Below are 14,866 nucleotides of genomic sequence, written 5' to 3'. Positions count from 1 at the left end.
AGCCGCTTGCGCGCTGCTACAGGGCTATAATTCGCCGCACATTAATTCCCGCCCACAGACTGTCGAGACTTACATGACTATCTCTCTGTATGACGCATCCATTCCCGTGTTCAAACAAATGCTTAACGCCATGAGCGGTGTGCTGAGCAAAGCTGAGGCGCACGCGACGGCCAAGAACATCGACCCGAGTGTGTTGCTGCAAGCACGTCTGGCCCCGGACATGTTCGCGCTGGTGCGTCAGGTGCAAATTGCGGTCGATTTCGCCAAGGGTGTTTCGGCACGTCTGGCGCAAATCGAACTGCCAAAATACGACGACACCGAAACAACCTTTGCAGAGCTGCAAGCATTGATCAGCAAAGTGCTGGCCTTTGTAGACACCATCAAGCCCGAGCAGGTTGATGGCAAGGAAGGGATTGAAATCATCACCCGTCAGGGCACGCCCAAAGAAAAGCGCTTCACGGGTCAGGCTTACTTGTTGACCTATGGTCTGCCCCAGTTTTTCTTCCACGTGACCACCACCTACGCGATCCTTCGCCACAATGGCGTTGAAGTCGGCAAGCGCGATTACATGGGTGCGTTCTGAGTGTGAGATGGCGTTGCGCTGAGTAGCGCACGGTCAGCATTCAAGCGCAGCCCTGGGCTGCGCTTGAATATCGGGAGGTTTAGCGTTGTACGGCTTTGTCTTCAGCCATGCAGGCTGCCGCTGTAAATAACACGTCGGTGGAGGAGTTGAGCGCGGTTTCTGCCGAATCCTGCAGAATGCCGATGATGAAACCCACCGCCACGACTTGCATCGCAATCTCGCTCGGGATGCCAAACAGGCTGCACGCCAGCGGGATCAGCAGTAACGAGCCACCCGCCACGCCCGATGCGCCACAGGCGCAAACAGCCGCCACGACACTGAGCAAGATGGCTGTCGGCACATCGACTTCAATACCTAGCGTGTGCACCGCTGCCAGGCTCAGCACGGTAATGGTAATCGCCGCACCTGCCATGTTGATGGTGGCGCCCAGCGGGATCGACACAGAGTAGGTGTCTTCATGCAGCCCTAAACGTTCACTCAGTGCCATGTTCACCGGGATGTTGGCGGCCGAGCTGCGGGTGAAAAACGCGGTGATGCCACTTTCACGCAAGCACATAAAGACCAGCGGGAACGGGTTGCGACGCAGCTTCCAGAATACGATCAGCGGGTTGACCACTAACGCCACAAACAGCATGCAGCCGATCAGTACGGCGAGCAGGTGCAAGTAGCCCAGCAGTGCGTTGAAACCCGAAGAGGCGAGGGTCGAAGCCACCAGCCCGAAAATACCCAGGGGTGCAAAGCGGATTACGACGCGCACGATCAAGGTCACGCCGTTCGACAAGTCATTGAGCACGGTGCGCGTGGTCTCTCCGGCATGGCGAATCGCAATGCCCATACCAATAGCCCACGCCAGAATGCCAATGAAGTTGGCGTTCATCAGAGCGTTCACCGGGTTGTCGACCACGCTCAGCAGCAGGCTTTGCAACACTTCACCGATACCACCGGGGGCCGACACGGCAATGTCTTGCGTGGAAAGCACCAGGTTGGAAGGAAAGAGCATGCTTGCAACAACAGCCACAACGGCGGCGGCAAAGGTGCCGAACAGGTAGAGGACCAGGATGGGCCGGATGTGGGTTTCCTGCCCGTGCTTATGGTTGGCAATCGAGGCCATGACCAGTACGAACACCAAAATCGGTGCGACGGCTTTCAATGCACTGACAAACAGCTTGCCAATAAAAGCCACGGACAGTGCAGCTGATGGCGCGAGCCAGGCCAGCAGAATCCCGGCAATCAACCCGATCACAATCTGGGTCACCAGGCTGGTGCGTTTGAGCCGGTGCAACAGGGAAGGTGAAGCGTCAGTCATAGGGGACTCTCTAGTTGTTGTGGGCATTGCATTCAGTGATCTTGCGCCGAACAGCAAACGGGCAGGCTGCTCAGCAAAAATCGCAGGACGGGACCTGCGCGGCTGATGATAGCCGGGCGTGTTAAACACGTCTGTGTGACTAAAACCATGGCGCAGGGGCGGACTTTATCATAGCGGTGTAGGAACTTTCCCGTACAAGGGCAATCTGTCACACGCCCAGGGCTTGGCCTGCATGGATTCAACGCACGCTACGCTCGAAACATTCTGTTAATATTGCCCTCCCCACACTTCTTCAAATCAGCGGACTCGTTGCTTCGCTGGCGTTGCTGTCTCTGGAGTTTTTCATGCTGTTGCCTATCTTGCTGCTGTCTGCGGCCGGTTTTACCGTGCTTACGACTGAATTCATCATTGTTGGCCTGTTGCCATCAATCGCGCGCGACCTAGAGGTAAGCGTGCCTCAGGCCGGCTTATTGGTGACCTTGTTTGCCTTCACCGTTGCAGCGTTGGGGCCATTTTTGACTGCTTATTTCGCCCGCTTTGAGCGCAAGCGTCTGTTCATAAACATCTTGCTGATGTTTGCTTTTGCCAACACGGTGGCAGCGCTGGCGCCCAACATTTGGGTGATGGCATTTGCCCGGTTATTACCGGCCCTTGGATTGCCGGTGTTCTGGGCATTGGCCAGTGAAACCGCAGTGGATATCGTGGGTCCTGATTTTGCTGGGCGAGCCATTGCCAAGATCGGCTTCGGGATTGTTTGCGCTACGGTATTCGGTATTCCAGTGGGCACACTGATATCGGATGCGTGGGGCTGGCGCAGTGCGTTCGCCATTTTGGCGGTAGTGGCTTTGGCCAAGGCCTTACTGCTGTGGATCTACCTGCCGGCCACTCGCGTGGCCAAAGAGACCGTCACGCTACGCTCGCAATTGGGCATGCTGCGCAATCCGCTGTTGATCGGCCATATTGTGCTGTCCGTGCTGGTATTCAGCGGCATGTTTACGGCATACACCTATCTGGCAGACATTTTGGAGCGGTTGGCAGGCTTTAACGGCACATTGGTCGGTTGGTGCCTGATGGGGTTCGGTGCTGTTGGTCTGATCGGTAACTCGTTGGGCGGGCGGATGGTGGATCGTCATCCGCTGATTGCCTCGATGGTGTTTTGCGCCTTTATGATCGGCGGGATGGTCGCCTTGGTGCCCAGCATTCACTCAACGCTCGGGCTGGCGGCGGCGATGGGTGTATGGGGGGTGACGCAGGCGGCGCTGTTCCTGGTGAGCCATGTGCGCTTGATGAAAGTGGCGCCTCACGCGCCCGCATTTGCAGCATCGCTCAACATTGCCGGGGCTAATTTGGGTATCGGTTTAGGGGCAATGGTGGGTGGTCGGGTGATTGATCATTACGGCTTGGGCAGCCTGGGTTTTGCGGCTGCCGGGTTCATTGTGCTGTCGATCTTGCTGGCTTTGTTGCTGATGACATCTAAAACCCGCGCGGTCTGTGCTTAAGTTTCCAGGTCAGTAAACAGTTCGCGCCGCGCACCTTCGGTAATCGCAACGATGCCGGGGTGCTTGATCTTGCGCTCCACGGTGATGGCGTAAAACGATTCGGTGACCGCCTCGGTGTGGCCTATCAGCTCAACGTCAAACTGGCGCATGACTTCTTTGGCGATCACGCTGGGTGCAATAAAAACGCCAATGCCCGACTGCCCGAAAGCCTGCATGAGGGCGCTGTCATCGAACTCACCGACGATGCGTGGCTGAATTTGCAGTTCGGCCAGCCAGCGCAACAAGCGGCTGCGCAACACTGTTTCCGGGCCGGGTATGAGCAACGGAGCGCCTTGCAAGCACTGCGGAAAGTTTTCTGAGTAGTGTTTCGCCAACGCATGAGTGGCAAAAAAACTGATCCCGCATTCCCCCAGTTTTTGGCTCAGGCCTTTTATGTCCAGGTGAGAGGGCATTGGGCTGTCGGAAATCACCAAATCCAGGCGTTGAATGGCCAGGTCCGCGAGCAGGCGATCGAGCTTGTCCTCGCGGCAGGTGATGCGAATCGGCTCATCCAGCTCCATCGTCGGCGCAATCAAGCGATACACGATCGATTTTGGGACCACATCGGCCACCCCGACCCGGAATAAAATCTGCTGCTCCTTGGGCGACATGCGCAACATGCTCTGGAGTTCGCTGCCCACTTGAAAAATGTGTTCAGCGTAGGGCAGCACCTGGCGTCCGGTCTCGGTGAGTTCCAGTTGCCGGCCCACGCGTTGAAACAGTGGCAGGCCGTAGGTCTGCTCAAACAGGCTGATTTGCCCACTGATGGTCTGTGGCGTGAGGTTCAATTGTTCACAGGCGCGGACGATGCTGCCGGTCTTGGCAACAACCCAAAAATAGTGGAGCTGACGGTAGTTGAGCATTTGATGCGTAACACTTCGTAAAAAGCGAAGTATAGCGCTTAAAAATACGAATTTTCCTGAACTGTTTGTCTCTTTAGAATCCCGCGTTATTCGCGTGTGCAGGCCGCGACCCCGATGACAGAGGAAAAACACGATGACAATCAAGAATGTGGGCGTGGCGACCTTGTTGGCGGCAGCGCTATTGATGATGGGCGGATGTGATCAAGCGGAAAAAGCCGCGCAGCAGATGCTCAGTAAAACCGCAGAAAGCGCCAAACAGGCAATTGATGACACGCATAAAGCTGCCGAACAGGCGCTCAATGATGTCACCGGGGCTAAACCCGAGGACAAAGAAGCGCCCGAGCAAGCGCGTAAAGAGTCGTCGCACACTATTTAACACGTCTTACTACTGAGTCAGATCGCACCTATGGAATACCTTTTACAACTGGCCGCCAGCCCTACAGCCTGGGTGGCGTTGGCCACATTGATCGTGATGGAGATCGTGCTGGGGATCGATAACCTGATCTTCATCTCGATCCTGACTAACAAGTTGCCGGAGAAATTTCGTACCCAGGCGCGCCGCATTGGTATCGGCATGGCGCTGATTTTGCGCCTGGGTTTGCTCAGCACCATCGCTTATATCGTGCAGTTGACCGCGCCGGTGTTTGAAGTGCTGGGGCAAGCTTTCTCATGGAAGGACATGATCCTGATTGCCGGTGGTTTGTTCCTGGTATGGAAGGCTACCAGTGAAATTCACCACAGCATGAGTCCGCAGGCAGAAGGTGAGAGTGAAGGTCAGTCGTCTGCAATTTCTTTAGGCTTTGCGGCCGCGATTGGTCAGATTCTGATGCTGGACCTGGTGTTTTCGATCGACAGCATCATTACTGCAGTCGGTATGACTGAGCACTTGCCGATTATGGTGATTGCAGTAGTGGTGGCGGTGTTGGTAATGCTGCTGGCATCGGAGCCATTGGCCAAGTTCATCAATGAAAACCCGACCGTGGTGATGTTGGCGCTGGCCTTCCTGATCATGATTGGCATGACCTTGATTGCCGAAGGTTTTGGTGCTCACGTGCCTAAAGGCTACGTGTATGCCGCGATGGCGTTCTCGGCGACGGTCGAAACACTTAACATTTTGGCGCGACGGGTTCGTGAAAAACGCCAGGCTGCTTTGGTGAAGTAACGTCGCAGTGATGCAGCAGGCCGTTCCTCCCTTAAGGGGTGGGGCGGCTTTTTTATTTAATGAGCATTAGCGGTGTTGATCTTGGGTGTGTCAGCGGGTTTTTTTTGAGCGGGCACCGTTTGCGGATGATGGCGTCGACTGATACGCATCACGCCCCAGAGCATGGCAGCCGCAACGGCCAGCCAGCCGCTGAATAGTAGGAAAATGGTTAAGGCCGGGCTCATCAGTGCCTCCTTGCCCTAAATGGGCATGCACACATAACAAGTGACAGTCTAGCCGCTGGTGTGTTTCAAGCTATTGACCAAAGGTCGAGAGTCATCGACTGATTCGCTCTATATGGCGGGGCAAACTGCGGGTTAAGGCTATACCTCGACAGGCGTGCGCCCTATGATCGGCGACCATGCTGGGTATTGAACATCCAGCCTCTATTCAAGGCGAGGGAGCATGCGTGCAGTGATGGGCTTGAAATTGACGCGAGTGTGGTGGGCCGGTGTTTTAGTGTTGCTTATGACGGGTTGTGCCAGTGTTGAGCGGCCCGACCTGCGTCAGTTGCCTGAGCGGGTTGAACTCAATGGGGTGCCGTTCTTTCGTGGCAATGCCAACCAGAGTGGCCCACAAGTGCTGGCGAGTATGTTCAGCGAACAACGGATTCGTACTACACCCGGACTGTTGACCAAGCCATTAAAGTTGCCGGGTGCTGAAGACGCGTTGCAAAGCAATATGGAAAAACTGGTATCCGAATATGGATTGTTGGTTTATCCCCTGGATAAATCGCTCTCGGCGCTGCTGACACAAGTGGCCGCAGGTTATCCGGTGATGCTGCGGTTCACTGACGGCACTGTTTGGTCTACGCCGCGTTACGCGATGTTGGTGGGCTTCAACCGCACCAAGCAGACCGTGTTATTGCGCGCAGGTATGGAGCGGCGCAGGTTAATGGACTTTGATAAGTTTGAGTCGGCCTGGAAGGATGCCGGAGGCTGGGCTGTGCTGGTGGTGTCGCCGGGGCAATTACCGGCCCATGTTGATCGGGCACGCTGGCTAAAAGCCGCTAATGACCTTTCTCGCGCCGGGCAGGAGCAGGCAAGTGCCAAGGCGATTCAAGCGCTAGAGTTGCACAAGTAGGCAAACGCCTCCAAAACAGCGCCCTTGGCGCCGTTTGAAGGTGCAGTTTGTCAGAATCCGTATTTGTCTCGCAGGCTGTAGTACCAGGCACCTAACGCTGTCAGCGGTGTGCGCAGCAGTTGGCCACCGGGAAACGGGTAGTGTGGCAGATCGGCAAAGGCGTCAAAACGTTCAGCCTGGCCTCGTAGCGCTTCGGCCAGAACCTTGCCCGCCAGGTGGGTGTACGTCACGCCGTGGCCGCTGCACCCTTGGGAGTAATAGATGTTGTCACCGATACGTCCCACCTGCGGCAGGCGTGACAGCGTCAGCAGAAAATTACCGGTCCACGCGTAGTCAATCTTCACGTCCTTGAGTTGCGGAAAAGCCTTGAGCATTTTTGGCCGAATAATCGCTTCAATATTGGCCGGATCGCGTGCGCCATACACCACGCCACCGCCGAAGATCAGGCGCTTATCGCCGGACAAACGATAGTAGTCAAGCAGGTAGTTACAATCCTCAACACAGTAATCCTGCGGCAACAGCGTCTTCGCCAGCTCATCACTCAACGGTTCGGTGGTGATGACTTGGGTGCCGCATGGCATTGATTTGGACGCCAGCTCAGGGACAAGGTTGCCCAGATACGCATTGCCCGCCACGATGATGAACTTGGCCCTGACCTTGCCCTGTGGCGTGTGCACTACCGGGCTGGCACCGCGCTCGATGCGCACGGCGGGCGACTGTTCATAAACAGTGCCGCCCAATGACTCAACCGCAGCCGCTTCACCCAGCGCTAAATTGAGCGGGTGAATATGGCCGCCGCTCATGTCCAGCAATCCTCCCTGGTATTGATCGCAGGCCACCACTTCACGGATTCGGCGCTGGTCCAGCAACTCCAGTTTCGAGTTGCCATAGCGCTCCCAGAGTCTTTTCTGCGCCTCAAGGTGACCCATTTGTTTGCTGGTGATTGCTGCGAAGACGCCGCCGTCTTTCAAGTCGCACTGGATTTGGTATTTAGCGACGCGGTCACGGATGATCTGGCCGCCTTCGAATGCCATTTGCCCTAACAGTTGTGCTTGCTTTGCACCGACCGTGCGTTCAATCACATCAATATCGCGACTGTAACTGTTAACGATCTGGCCACCGTTACGGCCCGAAGCGCCAAATCCCACCTTGGCCGCCTCAAGCACCGTGACCTTGAAACCGTGCTCAAGCAGGAATAGCGCACTCGATAGCCCCGTGTACCCGGCGCCAATCACACACACATCCGTCTCAACCTCACCTTGCAGGGCAGGGCGATCAGGCGTCGGATTTGCTGAAGCCGCATAGTAAGACTGGGGGTAAGGAGTGTTCGCCATTCTGCAACCTCTGTTTTATATTTTTTACGAGTGCGGCCGATGCTACCTGAGTTGAAATCTGCCCGCCAGCGGCTCACAGCCGGCTATTTTTGCGCTTCAAATAAATAATTCGACAATTCATAGGGTTACCTGCAAAAAAGGTGTTGACACACCTCTGCAAATCTATAGAATGCGACCCCACAGCAGGCACGTAGCTCAGTTGGTTAGAGCACCACCTTGACATGGTGGGGGTCGTTGGTTCGAGTCCAATCGCGCCTACCAAACAAAATCCGCTCTGCTGGGCGGTCTAGAAGGGCTCACCGAAAGGTGGGCCCTTTTTTGTTGTCTGCGATTTGCAAAACTTTTGCAAAACTTTTGCAAAACCCCCACCTCAGAACGCCAAATCAGCGCCCACCTCCAGGTACTCGATACCTTTCGCTGTGTGCCCATCCTGATAGTGTTTGGTCATCTTCGCGTCTGCGTGACCCATCAGCGCCTGGATGTATTCCTGCGGGAAATTCTGCTGCTCATATAGCCAGGCACCCAAAGCGCGGATCTCGTGAAAGGTGGGTCGTTCGGTGGCCGGAATATGGTCATACGCATGCGCCGCGTCCCGGGCCTTGCTGAACTCGTTGCTCAGATAATTCGGGGTGACTGAGGTCCAGTGATCTTTTGCGGCTATCTGCTCGCGCTTTCGCGCCTTGGGCCGGTAATGGATCAGATAGGGCGAAGCCACAGGAGAGCGTAAGCATTCGCTCACTACCTCTCGCAGGGCTTTGCCCATTTTGATCTGCAGGTGTATGGGGTTGTCATAGCCCTGGGTCTTGCCGGGCGAAACCTTGATCGTGTTGTTCTCAAGGTCCACCGAAGACTTGAGCCAGGAAACGATATCGTCACGCCGCTGCAGGCTGGCCAGCGCCAGGCGGATGGCGCGTTTCAGCCAGATTGGCGTGGTGTCGGCGTCCACAATCGTCATCAGGCCAGCCAGCGTGTGGCGTTGTCGCTTCTTTTCGGCTTCCTTTTTGATCAGAGTCAGCTCAGCGACATTCCGCTCTGCTAATCCTTTGGCTACCGCAAAGGCAAAGATCTGCACCAGTAAGCCGCGGTGCTTGGTGTAGGCGTTGTTGCTGAACCCGTCCAGGTATTCAGCGACGGCAAGCACATCGAGCTGACCTATCAGTTGATCCCCCAAGTCCTGCCGGTAACGCTCCAGCTTGAATTGGATCTCTGCCAAAGTGCGAGCGGCATAGCCGCGATCTTTCAGCCATTCAGCTTCAAAGCGCTCCACCAGGTTGCGTATTGTGGGCAGGCGATCGCCTGTCAGGATCATGAGCAGTTCACCGTCACCGGCCATTACAGGAGCCAGCTTCGCGTTGGCAGCCCTGGCCAGCTTGATGGCCTCCTCCAGAGGGCGGTTGATGCTGGTCATCAAGCCGGTGATGGGGTTGCGGTACCGCCAGTATTTGCCGTTGGGGTAGAGGTTGGGGGGGAGCTTGCGGTTTTTGATTGTGCGAGGCCGAGAAGCCATTACCCAAGCTCCAGCATTTGAGCGAGCAGCGGATCACTCGACCCCATGATCGCGGCCTGCAGGTCTACGAAATACATCCCGCCTTTTACCTCCCCCAACACTTCACCCTCCTCTATCCATTTCTTTAGTTGTTGCAAGCTTGGTTTACCGCCTGCGTAGCGCAGCTTTCTGTATTCGCCTGCTTCCATCAAGCGAGGGAGACGGGCCGTGATCTGGGCAATGACTTTTGCCATGTCGATTCCTTTCCCCGTGCGGGGTGCTGAAAGGGTTAAGAGGCGAGCGGGTTTTTGCGGAATACCCAGTCGTGACTGCACTGGCGGCAGCGCCCGAAGAGGCGACCTGTTGCTATAAATGAGTCGGCAGAGGCTACGGCACTGACCTTGCCGGCCTGCACTTCGTAGTGGCCAGAGCCGATAAATTCTTCGGTGATTTGCATATTGCGGGCACCACAACGGGTGCAGCGGGCGTCGATGCGCTCACCGATGTTCTTTGAGGGCATAGAAAAATCCTTGCCTGCCAAAGCGGGGCGGGCTGATTGAGACTTGAAGGTTGGTATTGCCTCGCTTGACGGCAGTGGGTGGGTTAGCTGAGGGCTTTGGCGAGTGCAGCATCTGCAACCTTCATCGCGGCCTGAGCGTCGTTCACATAGGCCGGATCGAAACCGCCGCACAGATGGATAGTGGCTTGGCATGCGCGCAGGTTTTCGCGGGTTACTTTCAGCGCTGCGATCAACTCTTCGCACACTGCGCGCTCCTCCCGGCCGATATCCCAGAACCGCTGACCCCAGTGATCCGTGGGCGGCGGATTGGTGTTTTGGGCGCCAAAGGCGAGGGCGCCGATGATTGAGTCGCACAGGTCGCGCTTGTAGGCGTTATCACCATCGATGCTCAGGCCGCGTCGGCGCAATGAGCTGACTACTTCATTGTCATCAAGGCCTTGATCCTTAAGAACGATGTCTTCCTCGGGTTTGCCTGGGGTATAGATCACAAGTGTGATCTTGGCTCCGGGCAGACAGTGCTCGCTGACCTTAACGAGCGCGTCATTGGCGACTTGGTGGAAGCGCTGAAGAATTGCGGACATAGATATACCTCGCCATGCCGGTGACGGCTGGATAGTTTTGGGAGCAGGGGGTTGGGTTTGAAGCAGAAGGTTTAGCGCTTCATAAACGTTATCCAGTGCGTGTTCACACGCTTGCCGGACTTATGGCCGAAGAGTGGTTGCTGATCAGTGAGTGCCAATATTTCGCTGACTTTGACTTGGGTTTCGTTCCACTTGAAGATCAATACTCCGTCGGTGGCCAACACGCGAAAACACTCCGCAAAGCCCTTGGCCAAGTCGTCGCGCCAGTCATCTGTTAGCAGCCCGTACTTTGCTCGCAGCCAACTATCACGGCCTGCGCGGGTCAGGTGAGGTGGGTCGAACACCACCAGCTTAAATGCACCGTCAGCGAAGGGCAGGGTGCGGAAGTCCATGATGACGTTGGGTTCAACGTTCAACGCACGGCCATCACAGAGCACATGTTGCTCGTCACGAATATCCCCGAACAGTGCGCGCTGGTCGCCCTTGTCGAACCAAAACATGCGGCTGCCGCAGCAGGGGTCGAGGATTTTTAAGGCGGCAGTCACGGTGCCACCTCGCCTAGATGCTCCAAGTCCTCATGTGTAATCTTGAATGTTTCGATGTTCTTGACTCGATAGAACGAGCAATCGCAGTTCTTCCGGGCCCAGGCATCGAGAAGATCCTCTAGTTCCTGCTTGGCTTCGGCGCTGACGCTGGGAAAGTCATCGGCCCACTCACCAAGTTCGCTTGAGCTCGCGTTGTCAGCCATGGAGTTGATCACTGAGTCTGAATCTACAAACTCGGCGGGATCTGCGTAGCGCATCACGCCGCGCTGGCACTCGTCGCCAGGGGACAACTCTTCGTTTTGGTCGAGGAACGAACACCAGTCGGCTGTCCAGTCTTCGCCATTGGTGGAGTAGGCGTATTCGATAACCGCTGGAGCGACGGGCACAACAGTTTCTTCAGGCATGACTTCGTCCTTGCCGCTATAGCGGCTTGCGTTAGAGGGAGTTGAACTATTAAAAATTTGTTTATTCAAGGCGTAGCTATATACTGTCTGGCGGCTATGTTCTATATGCAGGGTTGCAGTTCGGCTGAAAGCTCTAAATGAACAATTATTAAGGAGTTAATGTGTACTATTTGCATAGCGACTTTAAAACGCCGGCTGATGATTTGATTGTTTGGCGATATATGTCAGTTGACAAGTATATTTCTCTTTTACAAACCCGGGCGCTGCATATGTGTAGGTTAGACAGGTTTGATGACCCTTGGGAAGGTTACTGGCCTGTTGGATATCGTGAATTTATCAGCGATGATATGGATGTAAAATCCAAAAAGTATTTATTCGTCAACTGTTGGCATGCCAATGATTATGAGTCGGCAGCAATGTGGGACCTATATGGGTCCAGACATTCCGGGGTGGCCATTAAAACGACTATTGGTAGCTTGAAGCGATCAATCATTGATGAAGAAGATTTTTTCATTGGCGCTGTACAGTACGTGGATTATGAACGTTACACTGAGCGATCTATGTTAAATATTGCGGTACCTGCGTTTATCAAACGACTGAGCTTTTTGCATGAGCAAGAAGTGAGATTGTTAAGTTTCGGTTTTCCCACAGTAGATGCAGAAGGTAACAGTCCTGATACAGAAGTGCAGGCGATGTCGTGCAAGGTGGATTTAACCAATCTGATGGAGGAGATTTACTTTTCTCCAACAATGCCCTCTTGGTTGGTTACCGCTTTGATTGATGTTTCTGAGAAATATGGTCTTACCGACTGCTTCAATCAATCAAATCTTTACGATCGCTTGGTAAAATAATAAAGATATTGATCATGCTGCCACCTGCTGATGTTCCTGGCTCAGCGCCTGCTGGACCGCGTGAATAATCCGCTCGAGGTAGGCGTAGTCGGGGTTTGGCTCGGTGGCGTCGTTGGTCAGGTGCCACCACTCATCACCGAACAGCTTGCTCATCAGTTCGCTGTGCGCGGAGTGCAGGTGGTCAATCGATGGCGAATCGCGAAAGTCTTCGGCTTCGGTGAACAGCTCACGCGCTTCGTCCTGTCCGAGTTCACCGCCCCGACGTTCTTTCAGCACGGTGATTTGTGCTTTGTTTGCAAGCGCTTCACCACTGAACTGCCGTGGGCTTATCGCCTGGTCGAAGTAGCCGATGATGTAGGCGGTGTTCAGCTTGCAGAAGAACTGCCCGATGTTCAGGCCGTCCCACATGCCGCCCCAGTAGGCCGTCCAGCTCTTGCTCCAGCAACTGACGGTGATCTTGCCCTTGCATGGGGCCAGGTCCTCGAGGAAGACGGTGATCGGGTCGAGATTCGCCGCACCGGTGATGACCAGCTTCGTGACTGTCGAGCGCTCTACCTGCAGCGGCGCGGTCGATTTGTTTTCTGTAGGCATGAGGCGTCCTGTGCCGGGTCATGCCCAGCAGAAAAAGTAGGTGGTTGGCGTTACTGAGCTTCGATTGCAGGAACTGTTTGGGCGCCAGTCGTTAAGCCGTGGCTGATTTCGGCTTGGCTGCCTGATAAGAAGCCTGCGATGAGGTCATCCAAGTTGGCATTCGCGGCTTTGCGTGCCCGTGCTTTACCGACGCCTTCACCCTTTGTGATTTGGTGTATGAAGGCTTCAATTAGAGCATTGTCATGGTTTTCGGCCAGTGACAGTGCTTGTGCCTGGCTTTGAGTCTGTGCAGGGGGTTCGTCCTGTTCAGGTACTAAAGCCAGCAATTTTTCGTGCACCTGGTAGACCCAAGCCTCGGCGAAGTGGTTGCCGCGCGTTTCAGGTGTGTATCGACCTCGTGATAGTTCGCCTCTGCGGGCTTTTGCGACGTACTCGCGGCGCGCGCTACTCACCTTGAAATGCAGGGTGTCGTAAGCGTATTTGGCAATTTCTGGTGCAGGCGTAACGCCGATGAAAACAGCCTGGCTTCTACGGCCGATAATGGGATGCCAGCTCGTGCAGTTGAATGACTTGCAGTTAAATGTTTTTGCGACGACTGCTCCAAGGTTCTTGTCCCATGCAGGGCGTTTTGCTTTTGCATGGGCGCCCTCCGTCCTGTTTACGTCGCTGAGCTGAACATCTATTTCGGTGATCCGGTATTTCTGCATCAGCTTCTGGGCTTGGCGCATCGCGGCTGCGGCTTCATGCTCATTGGCGCTTGCTGACAGTGCGAGGCAGTGTTTGATTTTGCGGATGATGCGTTCTAATTCTTTTGGGTCGAAGTCCATGGCAGCCTCTTCGATGGGTATAGCCATTGAGCAGGGCATGCGCGGGGCGACAAGTTCTGCTACTCCGCGCTACAACTTACTTGCCGACGCTGATGAATGGCGTCGAAGTGCCACTCGTCATGTACACCGGCAATACGCCGTTCCATTTCTCGATGGCGTTCAGCTCAACCACGCCTGGGTTCTTGCGCATGGCCTCCCCACGAATGTTCAGCGACTCAGCCTCGGCAATAGCGCGGGTGGTGATAGCGTCAGCTTCGCCCTTGGCTTGCTCGCGGGCTTTATCCGCTTCGGCAATGGTCTGTGCGACCTCGTTGGCGCGTTGCTCAGCTTTCTGGGTTGATTCAACCTTGGCGTTGAGTGCCGCGGTGACCGTGGGCGGTAAAACGATGTCGCCGGTGAGGTAGAGGCTGTCGACGACGATGCCGTATCGCTCGAAATGTTCGCGGACTGAGGTCTCAACGCCTTTGAGGAAATCCGCTTTGCCTTTGCCATACACCGCATCGACCTTCACCAGACTTGCTTGGGTGTTGAACTGGTTGCGGATCACCTGGGCGGCATTGATCTCGACAATTTCATTCATGCCTTTGCGAAAGGTCTTGAACAGAATTGGCGCGCTGTCCGGCTTGGCGTACAGGCTGACGCCGACCGGTGCCGATACCTTGAGCCCGTCTTGCGTCTGGAACGTCACCACGCCGAGGTTGAAGTTTTGCGTGAACGTTGGGAACTGGAATATTTCCTCGTTTGGCGTCAGCCAGTAGCGGCCAGGGCCTACGGCATCGGCTTGCACACCCTTGTCACTGCCCAGCATGTTGACTTTCACGCCGACAAAACCGTTGGGGACTTTTGAGCAGCCCGCTGTCAAAGCGAGCATGCACAGCGCTGCAATAGCGACAATTTTCTTCACTGGTGTTTCTCCGATGTATTGGCTGGGTGGCCGGGTTTGCGGGTTATGGCAAGAAGGAGGCAGGCGCTGGATATCAGCCAGATAGCGGTTCCAAGGAAACCTGTAATGACTTCGATATCTGACGCGCTGCTTATCAGGTGGCGAGCACCGAAGAAGAGCCACGCGACGGATACGCTGAGGTAGGCCAGGAGCAGAATAAGCACCTTGAAAAGCCGGAACGGCGCGAGTGGTTTAGGAGTCATTTACTTT

20 protein-coding genes and 1 tRNA gene are annotated in these 14,866 nt (G+C 55.2%); 7 read left to right on the top strand and 14 right to left on the bottom strand.

The features are described from left to right. Positions 1-73: 73 nt before the first annotated feature. Positions 74-583, top strand: coding sequence for a DUF1993 domain-containing protein (locus tag TU86_RS20120; protein WP_048366079.1), 510 nt, complete (start codon positions 74-76; stop codon positions 581-583). Positions 584-662: 79 nt separating this feature from the next. Here TU86_RS20120 and sstT read toward each other — a convergent pair whose 3' ends face one another. Next, the gene (sstT, locus tag TU86_RS20115; protein WP_048366078.1) at positions 663-1,889 is read right to left on the bottom strand and encodes a serine/threonine transporter SstT; all 1,227 of its coding nucleotides are present in this window, start codon (positions 1,887-1,889) and stop codon (positions 663-665) included. A 344-nt stretch (positions 1,890-2,233) separates the two neighbouring features. On the opposite strand from sstT, the gene TU86_RS20110 reads away from it, so the two are divergent. Continuing rightward, on the top strand, positions 2,234-3,388 hold the full coding sequence (locus tag TU86_RS20110) for an MFS transporter (protein WP_048366077.1): 1,155 nt from the start codon (positions 2,234-2,236) through the stop codon (positions 3,386-3,388). Here TU86_RS20110 and nhaR read toward each other — a convergent pair. Continuing rightward, positions 3,385-4,290, bottom strand: coding sequence for a transcriptional activator NhaR (nhaR, locus tag TU86_RS20105; RefSeq protein WP_048366076.1), 906 nt, complete (start codon positions 4,288-4,290; stop codon positions 3,385-3,387). The genes TU86_RS20110 and nhaR overlap by 4 nt on opposite strands. 133 nt (positions 4,291-4,423) lie before the next feature. Between nhaR and TU86_RS20100 the strand changes: the two genes are divergently transcribed. Then, positions 4,424-4,666 carry a hypothetical protein gene (locus TU86_RS20100; RefSeq protein WP_048366075.1) on the top strand — a complete coding sequence of 81 codons (243 nt, stop codon included), beginning with the start codon at positions 4,424-4,426 and terminating at the stop codon, positions 4,664-4,666. A 30-nt stretch (positions 4,667-4,696) separates the two neighbouring features. Continuing rightward, positions 4,697-5,452, top strand: coding sequence for a TerC family protein (locus TU86_RS20095; RefSeq protein WP_048366074.1), 756 nt, complete (start codon positions 4,697-4,699; stop codon positions 5,450-5,452). 56 nt (positions 5,453-5,508) lie between these two features. Here TU86_RS20095 and TU86_RS23105 read toward each other — a convergent pair whose 3' ends face one another. Then, complete coding sequence (locus tag TU86_RS23105) at positions 5,509-5,676, bottom strand: hypothetical protein (RefSeq protein WP_167337975.1); 168 nt, start codon at positions 5,674-5,676, stop codon at positions 5,509-5,511. Between the two features lie 220 nt (positions 5,677-5,896). On the opposite strand from TU86_RS23105, the gene TU86_RS20090 reads away from it, so the two are divergent. Continuing rightward, a complete protein-coding gene (locus TU86_RS20090) occupies positions 5,897-6,574 on the top strand; it encodes a lipoprotein (protein ID WP_048366073.1) in 678 nt (225 codons plus the stop codon). A 50-nt stretch (positions 6,575-6,624) separates the two neighbouring features. Here the strand turns inward: TU86_RS20090 and TU86_RS20085 are convergent, their stop codons facing one another. Then, complete coding sequence (locus tag TU86_RS20085) at positions 6,625-7,908, bottom strand: NAD(P)/FAD-dependent oxidoreductase (protein WP_048366072.1); 1,284 nt, start codon at positions 7,906-7,908, stop codon at positions 6,625-6,627. Positions 7,909-8,092: 184 nt separating this feature from the next. Here TU86_RS20085 and TU86_RS20080 point away from each other — a divergent pair. Next, positions 8,093-8,169: transfer RNA gene (locus TU86_RS20080), tRNA-Val, on the top strand. Between the two features lie 109 nt (positions 8,170-8,278). Here TU86_RS20080 and TU86_RS20075 read toward each other — a convergent pair. From TU86_RS20075 to TU86_RS20050, 6 genes are all read right to left on the bottom strand, one after another. Next, the gene (locus TU86_RS20075) at positions 8,279-9,415 is read right to left on the bottom strand and encodes a tyrosine-type recombinase/integrase (RefSeq protein ID WP_048366071.1); all 1,137 of its coding nucleotides are present in this window, start codon (positions 9,413-9,415) and stop codon (positions 8,279-8,281) included. Next, positions 9,415-9,648, bottom strand: coding sequence for a hypothetical protein (locus TU86_RS20070; protein WP_048366070.1), 234 nt, complete (start codon positions 9,646-9,648; stop codon positions 9,415-9,417). The genes TU86_RS20075 and TU86_RS20070 overlap by 1 nt, the downstream gene beginning before the upstream one ends. 35 nt (positions 9,649-9,683) lie before the next feature. Further along, the gene (locus TU86_RS20065; protein ID WP_048366069.1) at positions 9,684-9,914 is read right to left on the bottom strand and encodes a hypothetical protein; all 231 of its coding nucleotides are present in this window, start codon (positions 9,912-9,914) and stop codon (positions 9,684-9,686) included. Between the two features lie 83 nt (positions 9,915-9,997). Next, a complete protein-coding gene (locus TU86_RS20060) occupies positions 9,998-10,495 on the bottom strand; it encodes a hypothetical protein (RefSeq protein ID WP_048366068.1) in 498 nt (165 codons plus the stop codon). A gap of 71 nt (positions 10,496-10,566) precedes the next feature. Continuing rightward, a complete protein-coding gene (locus TU86_RS20055) occupies positions 10,567-11,040 on the bottom strand; it encodes a class I SAM-dependent methyltransferase (protein WP_082152931.1) in 474 nt (157 codons plus the stop codon). Next, a complete protein-coding gene (locus TU86_RS20050) occupies positions 11,037-11,444 on the bottom strand; it encodes a hypothetical protein (protein ID WP_048366067.1) in 408 nt (135 codons plus the stop codon). Before TU86_RS20050 ends, TU86_RS20055 begins: the two co-directional genes overlap by 4 nt. Positions 11,445-11,605: 161 nt before the next feature. Here TU86_RS20050 and TU86_RS20045 point away from each other — a divergent pair, with 161 nt between their 5' ends. Further along, the gene (locus TU86_RS20045; protein ID WP_048366066.1) at positions 11,606-12,295 is read left to right on the top strand and encodes a DUF2971 domain-containing protein; all 690 of its coding nucleotides are present in this window, start codon (positions 11,606-11,608) and stop codon (positions 12,293-12,295) included. A gap of 12 nt (positions 12,296-12,307) precedes the next feature. Here TU86_RS20045 and TU86_RS20040 read toward each other — a convergent pair whose 3' ends face one another. The 4 genes from TU86_RS20040 to TU86_RS20025 form a co-directional block, all read right to left on the bottom strand. Further along, entirely contained in the window at positions 12,308-12,886 is a 579-nt protein-coding gene (locus tag TU86_RS20040; protein WP_048366065.1) for a phiTE_072 family protein, read from the bottom strand. Between the two features lie 50 nt (positions 12,887-12,936). After that, complete coding sequence (locus tag TU86_RS20035; protein ID WP_048366064.1) at positions 12,937-13,713, bottom strand: DUF2786 domain-containing protein; 777 nt, start codon at positions 13,711-13,713, stop codon at positions 12,937-12,939. A gap of 76 nt (positions 13,714-13,789) precedes the next feature. After that, positions 13,790-14,584 (bottom strand): SPFH domain-containing protein, encoded by a 795-nt coding sequence (locus TU86_RS20030; RefSeq protein WP_193387794.1) that lies wholly within the window; start codon positions 14,582-14,584, stop codon positions 13,790-13,792. A 29-nt stretch (positions 14,585-14,613) separates the two neighbouring features. After that, entirely contained in the window at positions 14,614-14,859 is a 246-nt protein-coding gene (locus tag TU86_RS20025) for a hypothetical protein (RefSeq protein ID WP_048366062.1), read from the bottom strand. Between the last annotated feature and the right edge of the window lie 7 nt (positions 14,860-14,866).

The sequence above is a fragment of the Pseudomonas weihenstephanensis genome (assembly GCF_001043055.1).
GTDB classification, from domain to species: domain Bacteria; phylum Pseudomonadota; class Gammaproteobacteria; order Pseudomonadales; family Pseudomonadaceae; genus Aquipseudomonas; species Aquipseudomonas weihenstephanensis.
The sequence above is the reverse complement of the archived record's forward strand: the minus strand, read 5'-3'. Positions and strand labels throughout refer to the sequence as shown.

Excerpts from the sequence above, each read along its gene's own strand:
- TU86_RS20120 (WP_048366079.1), top strand. The coding sequence starts at position 74 with ATGACTATCTCTCTGTATGACGCATCCATTCCCGTGTTCAAACAAATG.
- sstT (WP_048366078.1), bottom strand. The coding sequence starts at position 1,889 with ATGACTGACGCTTCACCTTCCCTGTTGCACCGGCTCAAACGCACCAGC.
- TU86_RS20110 (WP_048366077.1), top strand. The coding sequence starts at position 2,234 with ATGCTGTTGCCTATCTTGCTGCTGTCTGCGGCCGGTTTTACCGTGCTT.
- nhaR (WP_048366076.1), bottom strand. The coding sequence starts at position 4,290 with ATGCTCAACTACCGTCAGCTCCACTATTTTTGGGTTGTTGCCAAGACC.
- TU86_RS20100 (WP_048366075.1), top strand. The coding sequence starts at position 4,424 with ATGACAATCAAGAATGTGGGCGTGGCGACCTTGTTGGCGGCAGCGCTA.
- TU86_RS20095 (WP_048366074.1), top strand. The coding sequence starts at position 4,697 with ATGGAATACCTTTTACAACTGGCCGCCAGCCCTACAGCCTGGGTGGCG.
- TU86_RS23105 (WP_167337975.1), bottom strand. The coding sequence starts at position 5,676 with ATGAGCCCGGCCTTAACCATTTTCCTACTATTCAGCGGCTGGCTGGCC.
- TU86_RS20090 (WP_048366073.1), top strand. The coding sequence starts at position 5,897 with ATGCGTGCAGTGATGGGCTTGAAATTGACGCGAGTGTGGTGGGCCGGT.
- TU86_RS20085 (WP_048366072.1), bottom strand. The coding sequence starts at position 7,908 with ATGGCGAACACTCCTTACCCCCAGTCTTACTATGCGGCTTCAGCAAAT.
- TU86_RS20075 (WP_048366071.1), bottom strand. The coding sequence starts at position 9,415 with ATGGCTTCTCGGCCTCGCACAATCAAAAACCGCAAGCTCCCCCCCAAC.
- TU86_RS20070 (WP_048366070.1), bottom strand. The coding sequence starts at position 9,648 with ATGGCAAAAGTCATTGCCCAGATCACGGCCCGTCTCCCTCGCTTGATG.
- TU86_RS20065 (WP_048366069.1), bottom strand. The coding sequence starts at position 9,914 with ATGCCCTCAAAGAACATCGGTGAGCGCATCGACGCCCGCTGCACCCGT.
- TU86_RS20060 (WP_048366068.1), bottom strand. The coding sequence starts at position 10,495 with ATGTCCGCAATTCTTCAGCGCTTCCACCAAGTCGCCAATGACGCGCTC.
- TU86_RS20050 (WP_048366067.1), bottom strand. The coding sequence starts at position 11,444 with ATGCCTGAAGAAACTGTTGTGCCCGTCGCTCCAGCGGTTATCGAATAC.
- TU86_RS20040 (WP_048366065.1), bottom strand. The coding sequence starts at position 12,886 with ATGCCTACAGAAAACAAATCGACCGCGCCGCTGCAGGTAGAGCGCTCG.
- TU86_RS20035 (WP_048366064.1), bottom strand. The coding sequence starts at position 13,713 with ATGGACTTCGACCCAAAAGAATTAGAACGCATCATCCGCAAAATCAAA.
- TU86_RS20030 (WP_193387794.1), bottom strand. The coding sequence starts at position 14,584 with ATGCTCGCTTTGACAGCGGGCTGCTCAAAAGTCCCCAACGGTTTTGTC.
- TU86_RS20025 (WP_048366062.1), bottom strand. The coding sequence starts at position 14,859 with ATGACTCCTAAACCACTCGCGCCGTTCCGGCTTTTCAAGGTGCTTATT.